14 protein-coding genes, 1 tRNA gene and 1 other RNA gene are annotated in these 16,749 nt (G+C 49.4%); 5 read left to right on the top strand and 11 right to left on the bottom strand.

All coding sequences use genetic code 11. The features are described from left to right. Nucleotides 1-269 precede the first annotated feature (269 nt). From dppF to NXS97_RS12715, 10 genes are all read right to left on the bottom strand, one after another. Complete coding sequence (gene dppF / locus NXS97_RS12670; protein ID WP_028716126.1) at nt 270-1,298, bottom strand: dipeptide ABC transporter ATP-binding subunit DppF; 1,029 nt, start codon at nt 1,296-1,298, stop codon at nt 270-272. Continuing rightward, nucleotides 1,288-2,274: a dipeptide ABC transporter ATP-binding protein gene (dppD, locus tag NXS97_RS12675; RefSeq protein ID WP_013024031.1), complete on the bottom strand. Its 987-nt coding sequence runs from the start codon at nt 2,272-2,274 to the stop codon at nt 1,288-1,290. The genes dppF and dppD overlap by 11 nt, the downstream gene beginning before the upstream one ends. A 12-nt stretch (nt 2,275-2,286) precedes the next feature. Then, nucleotides 2,287-3,189: a dipeptide ABC transporter permease DppC gene (gene dppC, locus NXS97_RS12680; RefSeq protein WP_013024030.1), complete on the bottom strand. Its 903-nt coding sequence runs from the start codon at nt 3,187-3,189 to the stop codon at nt 2,287-2,289. A gap of 9 nt (nt 3,190-3,198) precedes the next feature. Further along, nucleotides 3,199-4,218, bottom strand: a complete 1,020-nt coding sequence (gene dppB, locus NXS97_RS12685; protein WP_014607013.1) for a dipeptide ABC transporter permease DppB — start codon at nt 4,216-4,218, stop codon at nt 3,199-3,201. Between the two features lie 203 nt (nt 4,219-4,421). Beyond that, nucleotides 4,422-6,032: a dipeptide ABC transporter periplasmic-binding protein DppA gene (gene dppA, locus NXS97_RS12690; protein WP_014594987.1), complete on the bottom strand. Its 1,611-nt coding sequence runs from the start codon at nt 6,030-6,032 to the stop codon at nt 4,422-4,424. 881 nt (nt 6,033-6,913) lie between these two features. Then, nucleotides 6,914-7,041, bottom strand: a non-coding RNA gene (locus NXS97_RS12695) — RtT sRNA. A gap of 33 nt (nt 7,042-7,074) precedes the next feature. Then, nucleotides 7,075-7,151 (bottom strand) — tRNA-Pro (locus NXS97_RS12700). Between the two features lie 124 nt (nt 7,152-7,275). Further along, the gene (eptB, locus tag NXS97_RS12705) at nt 7,276-8,967 is read right to left on the bottom strand and encodes a kdo(2)-lipid A phosphoethanolamine 7''-transferase (RefSeq protein WP_014594986.1); all 1,692 of its coding nucleotides are present in this window, start codon (nt 8,965-8,967) and stop codon (nt 7,276-7,278) included. 260 nt (nt 8,968-9,227) lie between these two features. Further along, nucleotides 9,228-9,656 carry an organic hydroperoxide resistance protein gene (locus NXS97_RS12710; protein WP_013024026.1) on the bottom strand — a complete coding sequence of 143 codons (429 nt, stop codon included), beginning with the start codon at nt 9,654-9,656 and terminating at the stop codon, nt 9,228-9,230. A 93-nt stretch (nt 9,657-9,749) separates the two neighbouring features. Next, the gene (locus NXS97_RS12715) at nt 9,750-10,214 is read right to left on the bottom strand and encodes a MarR family winged helix-turn-helix transcriptional regulator (RefSeq protein ID WP_013024025.1); all 465 of its coding nucleotides are present in this window, start codon (nt 10,212-10,214) and stop codon (nt 9,750-9,752) included. Between the two features lie 59 nt (nt 10,215-10,273). Between NXS97_RS12715 and NXS97_RS12720 the strand changes: the two genes are divergently transcribed. The 4 genes from NXS97_RS12720 to tnaB all read left to right on the top strand — a co-directional run bounded on the left by NXS97_RS12720 (nt 10,274) and on the right by tnaB (nt 14,418). Then, a complete protein-coding gene (locus NXS97_RS12720; RefSeq protein ID WP_013024024.1) occupies nt 10,274-10,867 on the top strand; it encodes an HD domain-containing protein in 594 nt (197 codons plus the stop codon). A 427-nt stretch (nt 10,868-11,294) separates the two neighbouring features. Continuing rightward, nucleotides 11,295-11,372 carry a tryptophanase leader peptide gene (gene tnaC / locus NXS97_RS23325; protein WP_104933743.1) on the top strand — a complete coding sequence of 26 codons (78 nt, stop codon included), beginning with the start codon at nt 11,295-11,297 and terminating at the stop codon, nt 11,370-11,372. Nucleotides 11,373-11,639: 267 nt separating this feature from the next. Next, nucleotides 11,640-13,058, top strand: coding sequence for a tryptophanase (gene tnaA / locus NXS97_RS12725; protein ID WP_014607015.1), 1,419 nt, complete (start codon nt 11,640-11,642; stop codon nt 13,056-13,058). Between the two features lie 112 nt (nt 13,059-13,170). After that, complete coding sequence (tnaB, locus tag NXS97_RS12730) at nt 13,171-14,418, top strand: low affinity tryptophan permease TnaB (protein ID WP_116220148.1); 1,248 nt, start codon at nt 13,171-13,173, stop codon at nt 14,416-14,418. Between the two features lie 114 nt (nt 14,419-14,532). Here tnaB and NXS97_RS12735 read toward each other — a convergent pair whose 3' ends face one another. Further along, the gene (locus NXS97_RS12735) at nt 14,533-14,826 is read right to left on the bottom strand and encodes an HTH-type transcriptional regulator (RefSeq protein ID WP_014607017.1); all 294 of its coding nucleotides are present in this window, start codon (nt 14,824-14,826) and stop codon (nt 14,533-14,535) included. Between the two features lie 1,017 nt (nt 14,827-15,843). On the opposite strand from NXS97_RS12735, the gene NXS97_RS12740 reads away from it, so the two are divergent. Next, nucleotides 15,844-16,560 carry a DUF3053 domain-containing protein gene (locus tag NXS97_RS12740; RefSeq protein WP_019106243.1) on the top strand — a complete coding sequence of 239 codons (717 nt, stop codon included), beginning with the start codon at nt 15,844-15,846 and terminating at the stop codon, nt 16,558-16,560. The last annotated feature ends 189 nt before the right edge of the window (nt 16,561-16,749 follow it).

Below are 16,749 nucleotides of genomic sequence, written 5' to 3' on the forward strand. Positions count from 1 at the left end.
CTCATGACCACCCGCTAATGATTGTGCCGGTGCGAAAAGGTTACGCTGATGAACAGGCTTCGGACGCGCAGCAGCAGCGCCCAGGCAGCACGTTTCGCCGGCAGGATGTGGCACGGAATCTGGAACGCACATCGCACGTTGCTGGACTTTCACAGGCGAAGGCGAATGAAAACGTTGTGTCGTTAAACAGACAGAATAACGAAATGAACGTACGGCGGTGATGGCGGAATCCCTGTGGTTAACCCCACGAGGATTCCGCCTGTCACTGATTAAGGCTGGCTGGCAGACTCGACTGATGCCGTTAGCTGGCTTTCATCCTGGTCAACCGCGAAGCAGGCTATCTGTTGGTCGCCATACTGCTTGAGTTGGGGCTGCAGCTGGACACAGGTGCCAAAACGACGCCGGCAGCGGGCATTGAATGCGCAGCCGGGCGGTGGATTCAGCGGGCTGGGGAGTTCCCCGGTCAGCTTAATACGTTCACGACGCTCATCAGGATTGAGCCGCGGCGTGGCAGAAAGTAGGGCCTGGGTGTAAGGATGACGTGGATTGGCAAAAATCGCCTCTTTGCTGCCCTTTTCCACGCAGCGCCCCAGGTACATCACCATCACGTCATCTGCGATATGCTCGACCACGGATAAATCGTGAGAAATGAACACATAGGACAGCCCCATCTCTTGCTGCAGATCCATCATCAGATTAAGCACCTGTGCCCGTACGGACACGTCCAGTGCTGAAACCGGCTCGTCAGCAATCAGCACGTCTGGCTCAAGCATCAGGCCACGGGCAATGGCAATACGCTGACGTTGGCCACCCGAAAACATATGGGGATAACGATCGTAATGCTCGGTTTTCAATCCTACCTTGGCCATCATCTCCAGCGTTTTCTCGCGACGTTCCGCTTTACTGAGTGAAGTATTGATAACCAGCGGCTCTTCCAGGATCTGGCTGACTTTTTTGCGTGGATTCAGAGAACCATACGGATTCTGAAAGACGATCTGAATCTTCTGCCGACGCAGCTTCTGGGCGTGGGGATCGTGTTTTAACAAATCCTGACCGTGCCAGTAAAGCTGACCTTCTGTTGGCGTTTCAATCATGGTGAGTAAACGGCCCAGTGTGGATTTACCGCAGCCAGACTCTCCGACAACCGCCAGCGTTTTACCGCGCTCCAGATTAAAAGAGACGCCATCCAGCGCTTTAACCAGGCGTTCCTGACCAAACAATCCTTTCTTCACCGGATAGTGTTTTTTCAGGTCGATAGCCTGCAGCAGATACTCGTGCTTTGTATTATCAGGACTCATAAGTTGGTCTCCCGGCATCGTCCAGCGGATAGTGACATTTGGACTGACGTCCCGGAATCGTCCGCAGTTCAGGTTCTTCTTTACGGCAGCGGTCATTGGCATAAGGGCAGCGCGGATTAAGCAGGCAGCCTGACGGACGATCGTATTTTCCAGGCACGACACCGGGTAATGAGGCCAGCCGTGCTTTGTCCGCCGCGAATTCCGGTAACGCCCTGAGCAGTGCCTGGGTGTAAGGATGACGCGGCGCTTTAAAGATATCCGTCGCTTTGCCACTTTCCACAACCTGCCCGGCGTACATCACAATAATGTGGTGTGCGGCTTCCGCTACCAGCGCCAGATCGTGAGTAATCAGGATCAGCGCCATGTTTTCCTGCCTTTGCAGATCCAGCAACAACTCAATGATCTGTGCCTGAATTGTGACGTCCAGCGCGGTTGTGGGTTCGTCAGCAATCAGCAGCTTTGGACGACAGGCGATAGCCATGGCGATCATCACGCGCTGGCTCATCCCGCCCGAAAGCTGATGAGGATAAACATCCAGACGCGAAGCGGGGTCGGGAATCCCCACCTGATTCAGGAGGTCAATTGCCCGCTGGCGGCGGGTGCTTTTATTACCGCCCTGATGCACCTTGATGGCTTCCATGATCTGGTAGCCCACGGTATAGCAGGGATTCAGGCTGGTCATCGGGTCCTGAAAAATCATTGCAACTTCGGCGCCCACTAACTGACGACGTTCTTTTTCAGAAATCCGCTTCAGATCGCGTTGATTGAACTCAAGTTTTTCCGCCATGACTTTTCCGGGAAAATCGATCAATCCCATGATGGCCAGAGAACTCACGGATTTACCCGAGCCGGATTCGCCAACAATGCCCACCACCTGGCCTTGCTCAACCTGGTAGCTAATGCGATCAACTGCGCGGAACGGTGCCTTATCGTCGCCGAAATGCACCGATAATTTATCTACATTTAATAATGCCATCTCGGTGCCTCTTTACTGCTTGAGTTTCGGGTCGAGGGCATCACGCAAACCATCGCCCATCAGGTTAAATGCCAGCACGGTAAGCAGAATGACTAATCCAGGGAACGTCACCACCCACCAGGCACTTTGCGCATACTGTAAGACGTCGGAGAGCATGGTGCCCCACTCCGGCGTTGGCGGCTGCGCACCCATTCCGAGAAAGCCCAACGCCGCCATATCGAGAATGGCGTTGGAAAAGCCTAATGAAGCCTGAACGATCAACGGTGCCAGACAGTTAGGTAAAATGTTGACGAACATCTGACGCAACATGCCTGCCCCCGCTACACCGGAAGCCGTCACATAGTCCCGGTTCACTTCAACCAGCACCGCTGCGCGCGTCAGACGGATATAGTGGGGAAGCGCGACAAACGTTAGCGCAATGGACGCATTAACAATCGACGGGCCAAAAATGGCGACCAGCACCAGCGCCAACAGCAGGCTGGGCAACGCCAGCATAATATCAACCAGGCGCATAATGGTGGCATCGACCGCCCCGCCGATATACCCGGCCAGCAAACCAAAAATGACACCAAAAATCAGCGACAGTACGACCACCATACAGCCAACCAGCAATGACAGGCGGGCGCCATACATCAGACGCGACAAAATATCGCGACCCACGTCGTCAGTGCCAAGGATATAGCTCCAGCTTCCGCCTTCCTGCCAGACAGGCGGATGCAGCAGAGCGTCACGGAACTGCTCCGCCGGCCCGTGCGGCGCCAGGACGTCAGCAAAGATGGCGATCAATAGCATTAACACGATATAAACCAGGCCCGTTACTGCGCCTTTATTACGTTTAAAATAGTGCCAGAATTCCTGAATCGGGGTCATCGGCTTGGGTGCAACATTTACGCTTGCGGGATCAACAACAGACATGATGCCCCCTTATTTCTTGTGGCGTATGCGCGGATTCACCACGCCATACAGCAGATCAACCAGCAGGTTGACCAGGATGATCAGAATAGCCGTCAGTAACACACCGCCCTGCACAACGGGATAGTCACGGCGTTGCAGCGCTTCGATTAACCAACGGCCAAGGCCCGGCCAGGAAAAAATGGTTTCAGTCAGGATTGCGCCTGCCAGCAGCGTACCGACCTGCAGGCCGATAACGGTGACAACCGGCAACATCGCATTACGCAGCGCGTGAATGACAATGACGCGCATACGCGTCAGGCCTTTCGCACGCGCCGTACGGATATAGTCTTCCCCCAGCACTTCCAGCATGGAAGAACGCGTCATACGTACGATGACCGCCAGCGGAATCGTACCCAGCACGATAGCGGGCAGAATCATGTGCATGACCGCATCTTTGAAGTCGCCAGGCTCACCCCAGATTAACGTATCGATCAGCATGAAACCGGTGAGCGGATGGCTGTCATCCAGGAACACGGTATCTGCAACACGTCCGGAAACGGGCGTGAGATTAAGCTGAACAGATACCAGCATAATCAGCATGATGCCCCACCAGAAAATCGGCATTGAGTATCCGGTCAGTGAAATGCCCACCGCGGTATGATCAAACACCGAGCCACGTTTCACCGCAGCCATGACGCCGACCGGGATCCCTACGCATACGGCAAACATCATGGCGCAGATGCCCAGCTCAAGTGTGGCTTTAAAGCGCGGAACGAATTCGGTCCACACAGGAATGCGGCTTTTCAGTGAAATGCCTAAATCCCCATGCAGAACGCCATAGATATAGTGCAGATACTGCTTCCACAGGGGTTGATCGAGCCCCATCATCGCCATCAATTCAGCATGGCGCTCAGGGGAAATACCGCGCTCGCCTGCCATGATAAGCACCGGATCGCCCGGAATCATGTGCACAAACGCGAAGGTCAATAATGTAATACCGATGAACGTTGGGATGACAAGCCCCAGACGCCGGAGTATGAACTGCAGCATAGGCGTAATTCTCAGTCGTTTTCCCCTGGCCCTGGCCAGAGATAACATTGCTCATTAACCGCACCCGGCGACAGCCGGACGCGACGCAAGAAGCGCTTCTTTAATAAAAGTAATTAGCCGGAAAAAAAGAGCAGGCAACAGGCGATCGGTGGCGATCGCCTGAGGGCCGGAAAAACCGGCCCTTACTGCAATAATCCGAAAGGTTATTCCTGAATATCGACGGTTTCGAAGTGATGTTTACCTAATGGATCAACCACATAGCCGGTGACTTTCTTACTCACAGGCTCATAAACGGTTGAGTGCGCAATGATCAGTGCAGGCGCCTGATCGTGCATCACTACCTGAGCTTGCTTGTAATATTCAATACGCTTGTTGTGATCGGATTCTGCACGGGCTGGCTGGATCAGATCTTCAAACGGCTTGTAACACCAGCGGGAGTAGTTAGAACCGTCTTTGGCCGCCGCACAGCTGAACAACGTCGCGAAGAAGTTATCTGGATCCCCATTATCACCGGTCCAGCCCATCATCACAGTTTGGTGTTCGCCCGCTTTGGCGCGTTTCAGGTACTCGCCCCACTCATAGGTCACGATTTTGGCTTTAACGCCGATTTTGGCCCAGTCAGACTGAATCATCTCAGCCATGCGGCGTGCGTTCGGGTTATATGGACGCTGAACCGGCATCGCCCACAGGTCGATTGAGAAACCGTCAGCCATACCAGCTTCTTTCAGCAGGGCTTTAGCTTTCTCCGGATCGTAGGCGTAATCTTTAACGTCGTTGTTGTAGCCCCACATTGTCGGTGGGATCAGGTTTTTCGCTGGCTGGCCCGCGCCCTGATATACCGCATCAATGATGGCTTGTTTGTTAACCGCCATGGTCAGTGCCTGACGCACTTTCACGTTATCCAGCGGCTTCTTCTCAGTATTAAACGACAGATAACCGACGTTCAGACCAGGCTGTTCCATCAGATTAATTTTGCTGTCTTTTTTCATGCTGGCGATATCAGCCGGGTTCGGATAAGGCATGATCTGACATTCGCCTTTCTGCAACTTGGCGTAGCGCACTGAGGCATCTGGAGTGATTGAGAAAACCAGCCGATCGATTTTTGGCTTGGTTCCCCAGTAATCCGGGTTAGCTTTATACAGAATACGCGAGTCTTTCTGGTACTGCTGGAGCACAAATGGGCCCGTGCCAACCGGGTTCAGGTCAACTTTCTCTGGCGTACCGGCTTTCAGCATGTTGTCGGCATATTCTTTAGACATGATGGAAGCAAAATCCATCCCCAGGTCAGCCAGGAAAGGCGCTTCAGGACGCGTCAGCACGAAGCGTACGGTATGATCGTCCACTTTTTCGATTTTGCTGATCAGCTTTGGCATATCCATACCTTCAAAGTACTCATAGCTGCCGCCAGAGACGTTGTGGTACTTGTTGTTTTTATCTAACTGCCGCTCAAAAGAGAACACCACGTCATCAGCGTTTAACTCACGCGTAGGTTTGAAATCTTTCGTCGTCTGCCATTTCACGCCGTTGCGTAAATGGAAGGTATAGGTTTTACCATCAGCGCTGACGTCCCACTTTTCGGCCAGGCCCGGCACCAGTTCGGTCGTACCGGTTTTGAACTCAACCAGGCGATTATAGATAGGTACAGAACTGGCATCATAGGTTGTACCCGAGGTAAAGAGCTGCGGGTTAAACCCTTCCGGAGAACCTTCCGAACAATAAACCAGGGTTTTTGCCTGAACACCTGCGGCTACGGTCATGGCGACGAGGCTCAGACCGACCTTCAGCATCCTGGATTTGGCCAGGGAGTTGATCATGCTTTTGCTCCATTGTGATGTGTTGTTGTGTGCATTGCCCGACCTCTGGTTTTTTTATGCGGTTCAGGCGGTCCACCCTGCGGGTGTGATAAGAGTGAGATAGTTTGTTTGGATAATCCTGATTGATAAGCACCCATCAGAAAAATCTGTATCTGCACTGTTATTGACGCATCAATTTGTCAACAGTTGCAAAGAACGTCAATACAACGGTTACTTATTTACACAGAGTGTGAGGAATAGCAAGCAACGATAAAAAAAACCCATACAGACGCAATGCCATATAATGCACAGCGGCATGGGTTTATATGCCATGTATTCTGCTACACAGGTCATAAATGAGCAGTGATTTGCGCTAAAAAAAAACAGACATCATTTAGCGCCAAATGTTGGATATCTGAACGATTTACTGTGCGTTATGACGTTCACACAGCGAAAAATGCTGTTAACTTTGGGTTGAAAATGACCAATTTGCCATTTTGTGGCATAACCAAAACTTATCTTTTATCCCTCTGTAACCCTCTGATGAGAAGGCCTGCATAGCGATGAGACAATAAAACAGGCTGTCTGGAGCAGAAATTGATTTCAAGGAGGAATTATGGCGGTCCCGAAAAAAGTGTGACATGAGATATTCTAATAACCGAGGCGGGGCAATAGCGTCTGGAAGAGGTGTTATTTATGCCTGTGAGAAACGGCCTCCTTTTATACGAATTGCGCCGGTCAAATTGTCTGCCTGAATCGATTGCGACAGGCCCGGCTCTCCTTGGACCGTTGCGTTCGCAACGTTGTCTCGCTGACGCCCGGCGCGAACCGCCTTCGGCGGTGCTCATCCTCTTTTATTCAGGCGAAAAAAAACCTGTCTTTGCAGACAGGTTTCTTAAATATGGTCGGCGAGAGAGGATTAGGCTTACTGCGTAAGCCCCCTTCGGGCCGTTGCATTCGCAACGTTGTCTCGCTGCGCTCGGCGCAACCCTCCTTCGGAGGTTCTCATCCTCTTTTATTCAGGCGAAAAAAAACCTGTCTTTGCAGACAGGTTTCTTAAATATGGTCGGCGAGAGAGGATTCGAACCTCCGACCCACTGGTCCCAAACCAGTTGCGCTACCAAGCTGCGCTACTCGCCGATGGGGGCGCATGTTACTGCTCCCCCCAGGAAGCGTCAACCGCTTTTTGCGCTTTCCCGCCCAATCGCCTGGAAAGCAGGCGGCCAGCGAGTTTTATGCCTTGCCGCGAAAAATTGCCTTACCGCTATAGCGCTTTTAACGCTGTCCCGGCAGGTGCCTGACACCAGTTATTAGCCTGCTTAATCCCGCCATTTGGCGAGGTGTAACCCAGGCAGCCCATAATGGTATCAAACAGCTCGACATGACGATGGGTTTTGCCGACGCGCTGTTGCGCCTGCAGGCGTTCGAAGTTTTCACGGTTTGTCGGGTCAGCCAGATATTTATCTGACGCCCAGACCATCATAGGAACACGGAACTGCTCCGGCGGTGCCATTTCACGCGGCGTACCATGCAGATGCATATTGTCGCTGATCGATTCGCCATGGTCCGATGCATAAAACACGATCGCTTTTTTATCACGCAGCTGATCCAGAACGCTGTCCAGCATGCTGTCCACATAAAGGACGGAATTATCGTAAGCGTTGATCAGTTGCGCTTTGCTACAGGTTTCATCCACGCCCATGCATTCTGGCTGATAGCGTGCAAAACTGCGCGGATAGCGCTGTGAGTAGAGATAATGTGAGCCCTTCGTGTGCAGGACAACCAGATGCTTACCCTTCGGGTAGCGCTGCAGTGAGGCCTGTAACTCAGGCACCAGCAGCATATCATCTACTGATTTACCCTGGTTACGTGGCTCAGAACCAATCTGCTCGCGGAAAGAGAAATTATTGGCGTTGATGTTATCGTAGAACCAAACCTCACTTTGCATCGCAAACAGCTCAGAAGTGAAGCCCAGTTCTTTCATCACTGCGAACACATTTTGCTCTTTCAGTGTTCGCCCGGGATTGTCCATAGTGCCGCCTTCGCGCACAAACATACAACGCAAAGACAACTTGGTCGCGGTATCACAAGATTCGCCACGAAATGCGACCAGATTTTTCTCTTTAGAGAGTTTAGGGGTGGTGTTTCGCTCATAGCCCAGCAAGCCCATATGATCCCAGCGAGTGGTTTCGCCAATAACAAACACCACATAGGTATCATCTAACCCCGGAGGAGCAACATAAGTATATTTCTGGGCAGGATCCAGGAGTTCCTGATTTTCCAGCGTCTCGTCAATCTTGGTCCAGGTAAACAAACCCAGCGCGGCCAGCCAGTTAGAGGGGAGATATGAGTGCGCGACAATTCCGCCATAGCTTGGCAGATCGACGTTGGTCACTTCCTCATTCGCCTTTTGCAACTTGTCGAAGTAACGGATGGGTAACCACACGAGCGCAACGCAGGCCAGCATAATCAAAGTGGGTTTCAGGCGCTGTCCTGGCGTACGTAACTGCTCATTGAGCGTCATACTAAGGTTGTTGCGCCAAATCATGAACAGTGGCAGCGCGCTGACCAGCACCATCCACAGGATAAAGTGATAACCCACCACCTCTTTTGACAAATCGGTATCTGTCGTCATGACTGAGGCGACGATTCCGTAGCCAATGACCACATTGAAAAAGGCCATATAATAGCCAGCAGCAACAGAGATCAGGACAATCAGGGTGGCCAGAATCCGGTAGAACCATTTTCCGCCTAGCGATAACAACCGCATCAGGAAAAACGTCAGCAGCACGATAGCGACGACCTCGGTAAACGCGGTCAGCCAGTTTGTCACGGTTGATCGGGTCAGAAAGCCATCAAATCGGCGATAAAAGATTGGTAAATTCAAAAAGATACCGAGATACAGAGCCAGCAAGAGCGACAGCTTTTGCTGTGTTAATGATTTTATGTAATTCATGAAAAATGGTGTTTCCCCGGAGCGAAGCGCTTAACTAAACGTTAATCTGACTGCCATATTTCGGCAGAGTTCGCGAATTAAGCGGGCCGGATAAATAAGAAGAGTATTCTGAACGTTTTTAGACGTCATAATGCGAAGTGGCACAGTTAACCATGCGGCAACAAATTAGACCAGAAAATATTCCCGGACAGGACGTTTCAAAAACGTCACTCAGAAAGGCGCAGAGAGAAAAAAGGGCCTGTATTCAGGCCCTTAAGCGTTTAGCGAATGATATTCAGCGTGACATCAATGTTGTTGCGTGTGGCATTTGAATAGGGACAAACGATATGAGCCGCATCAACCAGTTTCTGCGCTTCGGCTTCGTCCATTTCAGGCAGGTGAATATTCAGCGTTGCTTCAATACCGAAACCATTGGGGATAGGGCCAATACCCACTTCACCTTCAATCCATGCATCTTTTGGCATCGCAATTTTGTCACGGCCAGCAACGAACTTCATTGCCCCCAGGAAGCAAGCTGAGTATCCCGCGGCAAAAAGCTGCTCCGGGTTAGTGACTTCGCCACCTGCACCGCCCATCTCTTTCGGTACACCCAGTTTCACATCCAGAACGCCGTCAGATGAGGTTGCACGACCATCACGACCACCGGTAGCCTTAGCTTTTGCACGATAAACCACTTGTTCTAAAGACATATCTGCTCTCCATTACACTATTTAATCGCTCGCGACTTATCAATAAGCACCGAGCTGCGAAGTTTGACTCGTTTCTACATCCAGATTAAAAATTTAGCGCGGCACCATGAGTTTGTCACGTAACTGGTTCAACTGCAGTTTGAGCGAATTCATTTCATCTTCGCTGCAGTCAGATGCACACTGAATCTCATCAGGAATGCTTTCAGCCTGCTGGCGCAGCGAACGCCCTGCATCCGTTAAACTCACGACGACCTGACGTTCATCCTGACGGGAACGCTGGCGATTAAGTAAGCCCGCATTTTCCAGCCGTTTCAGCAGCGGCGTCAGCGTTGCAGAATCCAGAAAGAGGCGTTCACCAATTTCTGATACGGTCAGTGAATCCTGTTGCCACAGTACCAGCATCACCAGATATTGCGGATAGGTAATATCCATCTGCGTGAGCAACTTACGGTATACTTTATGCATCGCCAGGTTGGCGGAATAAAGTGCAAAACAAAGTTGCTGATCGAGCAACAGTGGCGCAGCTTTCACTTTTTTGTCATTTTGATTACTGTTCATAGACGCAATATAAATAGCGCGCTAGTTAATTGCAAGCAATTTATGAAATGAGGTAGTGCATGCAGGATTCTCTGGAAGAACGGGCGCGTCGCTATGCCACACAAGCCCATGCCGAAACGGGTCAACGACGCAAATATACCGATGAGCCCTACATCGTGCATCCCGCTGCCGTTGTGGAACTGGTCAGAAGCATTACCGATAATCCTGTGATGCTGGCCGCCGCCTGGCTGCATGATACCGTGGAAGATACGGCGACCACCCTCAATGATATCCAGACGCATTTTGGTGACGAGGTCGCGAAGCTGGTTGAGATGCTGACCAACACGGCACCACAGAGTGCAAAGAACCGTGCGGCACGTAAAGTGGCCGATTTTCGCCATACGGCTCAGGCCAGCCCAGAGGCACAAACGATAAAGCTGGCTGACATTATTGACAATACACGTTCAATTGTTCGTTTCGATCCCCATTTCGCCCGTGTTTATCTGATTGAAAAAAGGGTGCAAATTCAATTACTCAGACAGGGCAACACAGAACTCTGGCGTCAGGCTTCTGCCAATATTGAAAATGGCATTGCGCAACTGGCTGAGGCTCCCTATAACGTGCCCGAAAAGTGGTTTGTGAAGCAAGCCGCGAAATACGGTGGGTTGAGCTAAAACCCGCCGCTGCATGTGGTCGCCTTTGAAGTAAACTGCACAGGGTAAGCCAGTCATCAGGAACCGATTATATGGTTTACAGGTTTACAGGTTTATAGGCTTACAGGCTTACAGGCTTACAGGCTTACAGGCTTACAGGAAACGATAAGCCCGACCTGGGGATCCCCAATCGATTACGATCAGCACGGCTTTCTCTTTTACAGCGATCAGAGAGGGCATATGAATGTGTAGAAAAAATCGGGTTTTTAAAAAGTAATTAGCAAGCAGGGAAACTGTCAAAAAAATGTATTTTTAAAATAAAAAATAAATAACTATTAAGACAGAAAGAAGGTTTCATGTGATATCAGTCACGATAACTAAACGTAATGCTAGACATAAATAATTAATATAATAGGGTGGCACTATGTTTAATGAGAGTTGAAATATTATGATCATCTTAAACAGCAGCAGTGTAATATCCAAATGGTTTAATATTGATAATGTTATTGTCAATCACCTGCCTTAACGTCTTCTTTTTACAATCGCCCATCTCTTTCGACTGACAGGGTCGTAATTTATCGGGCGCATTTTCACTCATTCAGACTTTAAAAACCCTGCATTATGGGTGCGATCCGTTTACTTGCCCAAAACTGGCTATTGAAAACGCGATGCAACATACAATGCAGTCACGTTTCTTATCGGCTGAAACAGGATAAAAACATTTGCCCGGGTTTTTAATTCATTCATTAAAAAAACCTACGGCATCGGCACGTCTGAATAAAAGGACATGATGATGAATAACTTTAGACACTTACCTGAGCCATTCCGTATTCGTGTTATTGAACCCGTCAAACGCACTACACGAGAGCATCGTAATGCAGCGATGATAAAAGCCGGAATGAATCCATTCTTGCTGGATAGCGAAGACGTTTTTATTGATCTTCTCACCGATAGCGGAACCGGCGCCGTTACGCAAAATATGCAGGCTGCTATGATGCGAGGCGATGAATCTTACAGTGGCAGCCGCAGTTATTACACGTTAGCGGAAGCGGTAAAAGCTATTTTTGGTTATGCCTATACTATTCCAACACATCAGGGCCGTGGCGCAGAACAAATTTATATTCCGGTATTAATAAAAAAACGGGAGCAAGAAAAAGGTCTGGACAGAACAAAAATGGTGGCCTTCTCGAACTACTTTTTTGATACTACACAGGGCCACAGCCAGATAAATGGCTGTACCGTGCGAAATGTTTATATCAAAGAGGCTTTCGATACGGCGGTTCGCCACGACTTCAAGGGCGACTTTGATCTTGAGCGCCTGGAGAAAGGCATCCAGGATGTGGGCGCGGAGAATGTGCCCTATATTGTTGCCACTATTACCTGCAATTCCGCCGGCGGGCAGCCCGTGTCGCTGGCAAACTTAAAAGCCATGTACCAGATTGCAAAAAAATATGACATTCCGGTGGTCATGGATTCAGCCCGCTTTGCTGAAAACGCGTACTTTATTCAGCAGCGGGAAAAAGCGTACAAAAACTGGACAATCGAAGCGATTACCCGGGAAAGCTATAAATATGCTGACATGCTGGCCATGTCGGCAAAAAAAGATGCGATGGTCCCCATGGGTGGCTTGTTGTCTTTCAAAGATGACAGCTTCTTTGATGTGTACACCGACTGCAGAACACTTTGCGTTGTTCAGGAAGGATTCCCCACCTATGGTGGGTTAGAAGGCGGCGCAATGGAACGCCTGGCGGTAGGCCTTTATGACGGCATGAATCAAGACTGGCTGGCTTATCGTATCAGTCAAATTCAATACCTGGTTGATGGCCTTGAATCGATTGGTGTGACCTGCCAGCAAGCCGGTGGCCATGCTGCCTTTGTCGATGCCGGAAAATTATTGCCGCACATTCCGGCGCATCAGTTCCCGGCTCAGGCACTCGCCTGCGAGTTATATAAAGTGGCCGGTATCCGGGCAGTCGAGATCGGCTCGTTTTTGCTGGGCCGCGATCCTAAATCAGGAGAACAACTGCCCTGTCCGGCCGAACTGTTGCGGTTAACCGTTCCCAGAGCCACCTACACACAAACGCATATGGACTTCATTATCGAAGCTTTTGAGCATGTGAAAGAGAATGCGAGCAACATAAAAGGATTAGCCTTTACCTATGAGCCTAAGGTTTTGCGCCATTTCACCGCAAAACTTAAAGAGATTTCATAGTCATACCTGTACAGTGAGCAGCTGTTTTGGCCACGGCTGCTCCATTACCCTGCCTGTCAGGCATAAAAATTATAACAACGATAAAAGCGAAGAATATTGTTGAGAGGACACCATGGAAGAAAATACAGATCAGAAACACTCCGCCTTTTGGGGCGTGATGGTTATCGCTGGAACCGTAATCGGTGGTGGGATGTTTGCACTCCCTGTCGATCTTGCGGGCGCGTGGTTCTTCTGGGGCGCTTTCATCTTGATCATCGCCTGGTTTTCCATGCTTCATTCCGGTCTGCTGTTACTGGAAGCTAACCTGAACTATCCAACAGGCTCAAGCTTCAATACATTGACCAAAGATCTGCTGGGTAAAAGATGGAATGTAATAAGCGGTATTACCGTTGCTTTTGTGTTGTATATACTGACTTACGCTTATATCTCCGCTAACGGCGCGATTATTAGCGAAACCCTGTCCATGCATTCCAGCATGACGATACCTTCACGTGTTATCGGCATCGGTACAGCGGTTTTCGTTGCCAGCGTGTTATGGATTAGCTCTCTGGCAGCCAGCAGAATCACCTCGCTCTTTTTGGGTATTAAAATCTTAGCCTTCGTCATTGTTTTTGGCTCTTTATTTTTCAAAGTTGATTTTTCAATCCTTAGCGATGTTAGCGGTATCAGTGAAAGCAATCGTTATTTTCCCTATATATTTATGGCCGTTCCGGTTTGCCTTGCCTCTTTTGGCTTTCACGGTAATATCCCCAACCTGATCATTTGTTATGGAAAACGAAAAGATAAGCTGGTTAAAAGCATTGTTCTTGGTTCACTGCTGGCGCTGTTTATCTATCTTTTTTGGCTGTATTGCACCATGGGGAATATCCCGCGTGAAAAATTCAAAGAAATCATTTCTTCGGGCGGAAATGTTGACGCGCTGGTGAAGTCTTTTATGGGAACGCATCCTGGCGGCGTCATTGAATTTTTCTTACTGGTTTTTTCTAATCTCGCCGTGGCCAGCTCTTTCTTTGGGGTCACGTTGGGGTTGTTCGACTATCTGGCGGATCTGTTTAAAATCGATAATTCCCACTTTGGACGATTTAAAACGGTGCTGTTAACCTTTCTACCTCCCGGCATCTTATATTTGCTCTTCCCGAATGGTTTTATTTACGGTATCGGTGGCGCAGGATTGTGCGCAACAATCTGGGCAGTTATCGTCCCTGCCCTGCTGGCATTAAAATCGAGAAAACGCTTTCCCGATAAAACATTCACTGTCTGGGGCGGAAAGGTTATTCCGGCTGTGGTCATTTTATTTGGTGTTATCGTCATCATCTGCTGGTTTGGCAATGTGCTTAACATCTTGCCAAAGTTTAGCTGACCGACAGGACGGACTGGAAACGGGTTTAACGAAGCCTGTCAACAGGGAGAGGTATTGAACGGCCGGTCACTCACGTGACCGGCGCCAACAAAAGCCGGGATACGACTTAGTGACTTAATCGAGTAACTGACGCCCAAGGTAAGGATTGGCGTGAAGTAATTTCATCAATTTTTGTGCAGTTGCGGAAGGACGCGTACGCTGGGCTTCCCAGCTTTTAACCGAAGAAACGCTAACGCCCATAATCCTGGCAAACTCATCTACCTGCATTCCTGCCATTTCGCGTAAACGCTGTGGCTCTGGCACGGCTGGCTGACGCTGAGTTTGCAGCGCTACAGGGCTGTTATCACGTGTCAAAACAATCTGCTCAAGGCTGCTGAGCAATTCAAACATTGGGTCTTTTAACTCCATAGAGAACTCCTTAAAACTCACTATGAATCACGTGAAAGAAGGTACAAGAACCTGAAATCAGGCTCAGAAACCGGATTAAGCAAGCTGCATCCCTTAAGAGTTTGTTTTTATTGTAAGAAAACCCTTATGGGACACAGCCTGACCTGCATTGCTGTTAAACATGTCAACACAATGCCACAAATGCCGGGAGACTAAGTATGGATAGATACCTGACAATTTGCAGCGCAAATTAGACATTTTTTTTAACTTTACAATTCTGAAAAATGGTTAAGCAACTTAACCTTTTGAAGCGATTGGTTTTGTTACCACAGCGTCTGTCAACAGCGCTGGTCGCGTTTTCTTTATGGCCGGCAATCAGGTGATGAACTGGCCAGGATAACCGCACCGGCTCTGTGAGTTGGTTGCAAAATATGCGCCAGACTTTCATTTTTTGAACACATACTGGCTGGAGAGTGCTGTCAGCCATCACGCCTTTCTTGCTTCCAAAATAAAAAAACACTTGCCAGCCCTGACGTAGGTGGCGCCGGAAGCGCTGAAAAGGGAGTCAGCTTTATCATCGAAGGACAACATGACGTTTTAATTATAGTGAACACGATAATTTGTGCGATTCGTGCCAGTGATTGCGTTCATGGAGGCGTTTGCACCACTTTAATGCAGACGAACAATTTTAGGGCAACTCGTTAATGGACGTTTAACGTTAACGATTCAGATGGAACATCTGTGTCGGTCGAAACATAAGATGGAATTAATTATTTATGACCTATACTTACGGATCCGTTAGCTTCCCTTCTCGCGGGCTCGTTATCGGTGCAAAAAAGCCTGAGTCGCGGATACGCTGGCCTTCTTTTCTGACACCATAAGCCTGTAACATCATCTTAAACACGCTTAAGGCAAACTTTCTTACAGGTTATGGCCTTACATCGCGCTTTCGCATTGTGTGGCCGTTATCCTTTGTTCTATTCTTTAGGCCACTGCTTATCCGGACATCAGCCAGTTTTACCGACAGGAGTTGAACCCATGGCTTCAGGCATTTCCCGTATCCTGGCACGCAGCGGCATTTTGCTGACTGGCGTGCTTCTTGTGCTGCAACTTACCGCATGTGGTGATAAAGAGGGCGAACAGCGCAAAGCGTTTATCGATTTTCTGCAAAATACCGTTATGCGTAGCGGTGAACATCTACCCAGCCTGAGTGAAAATCAGAAACAAAGTTTTGGTCCTTTCACCGGTGATTACGCCATTCTTTATGGCTTCTCGCAGCAGGCGAACAAAGCTGTGGATCAGGGGATGCGTCCGGTGGTGGATGAACTTTCTGCTATTCATGTGCCGCAGGACTATCTGAGCCGCCACGACTCACTGGCCCAGGCCAACAGCGCGTTGACGGTGGCTACCCAGCAACTGGAAACCGCAAAAATGCAGGCAGATAAAAGTAAAAGCGCGCTTAAGCAAAACGACGACCTGAAAAAAGTCTTCGATACCGCGTATGACAAAGTGGTGACGCAGCCTGCTGGCCAGTTGATCCCATTGCTACCCAAACTGCAGGCACTTAGTCAGGATGCTGTAAAGACAGGTGAGTTTTTGCAGGCTCAGGGAACGCGCGTCAGTTTCAATAACGGTGGCGTTCAGTTCCCAACTCAGGAACAGGCGACGCAATATAATGACTTAATGACGAGCTTATCAGCTAATGTGCAAGCGCTGAGCCAAGCTAAAAATGCAGTACAGGGTAATTTGCAATAATCGGCGTGCAGGGGACGGATCATTCACCGCCTAACCTGAGCCACGTGAAATCATGATTCCGCATTCAAACGGGCCTGATCAAAATGTGATCCGGCCCGTTTTTCATTAAATTAAATTGTGATCTTAGTCTCATTTATCAAACAAAGCTCAACGCCATAAATGTGATCGCAATCACTATAAATCGATTTC

Source organism: Pantoea sp. B623 (genome assembly GCF_024814475.1).
Classification (GTDB): domain Bacteria; phylum Pseudomonadota; class Gammaproteobacteria; order Enterobacterales; family Enterobacteriaceae; genus Pantoea; species Pantoea ananatis.

What these genes read in the sequence shown, in the direction of transcription:
- dppF (WP_028716126.1), bottom strand. Translation starts at nt 1,298, where the DNA reads ATGAGTCCTGATAATACAAAGCACGAGTATCTGCTGCAGGCTATCGAC.
- dppD (WP_013024031.1), bottom strand. Translation starts at nt 2,274, where the DNA reads ATGGCATTATTAAATGTAGATAAATTATCGGTGCATTTCGGCGACGAT.
- dppC (WP_013024030.1), bottom strand. Translation starts at nt 3,189, where the DNA reads ATGTCTGTTGTTGATCCCGCAAGCGTAAATGTTGCACCCAAGCCGATG.
- dppB (WP_014607013.1), bottom strand. Translation starts at nt 4,218, where the DNA reads ATGCTGCAGTTCATACTCCGGCGTCTGGGGCTTGTCATCCCAACGTTC.
- dppA (WP_014594987.1), bottom strand. Translation starts at nt 6,032, where the DNA reads ATGATCAACTCCCTGGCCAAATCCAGGATGCTGAAGGTCGGTCTGAGC.
- eptB (WP_014594986.1), bottom strand. Translation starts at nt 8,967, where the DNA reads ATGAATTACATAAAATCATTAACACAGCAAAAGCTGTCGCTCTTGCTG.
- NXS97_RS12710 (WP_013024026.1), bottom strand. Translation starts at nt 9,656, where the DNA reads ATGTCTTTAGAACAAGTGGTTTATCGTGCAAAAGCTAAGGCTACCGGT.
- NXS97_RS12715 (WP_013024025.1), bottom strand. Translation starts at nt 10,214, where the DNA reads ATGAACAGTAATCAAAATGACAAAAAAGTGAAAGCTGCGCCACTGTTG.
- NXS97_RS12720 (WP_013024024.1), top strand. Translation starts at nt 10,274, where the DNA reads ATGCAGGATTCTCTGGAAGAACGGGCGCGTCGCTATGCCACACAAGCC.
- tnaC (WP_104933743.1), top strand. Translation starts at nt 11,295, where the DNA reads ATGATCATCTTAAACAGCAGCAGTGTAATATCCAAATGGTTTAATATT.
- tnaA (WP_014607015.1), top strand. Translation starts at nt 11,640, where the DNA reads ATGAATAACTTTAGACACTTACCTGAGCCATTCCGTATTCGTGTTATT.
- tnaB (WP_116220148.1), top strand. Translation starts at nt 13,171, where the DNA reads ATGGAAGAAAATACAGATCAGAAACACTCCGCCTTTTGGGGCGTGATG.
- NXS97_RS12735 (WP_014607017.1), bottom strand. Translation starts at nt 14,826, where the DNA reads ATGGAGTTAAAAGACCCAATGTTTGAATTGCTCAGCAGCCTTGAGCAG.
- NXS97_RS12740 (WP_019106243.1), top strand. Translation starts at nt 15,844, where the DNA reads ATGGCTTCAGGCATTTCCCGTATCCTGGCACGCAGCGGCATTTTGCTG.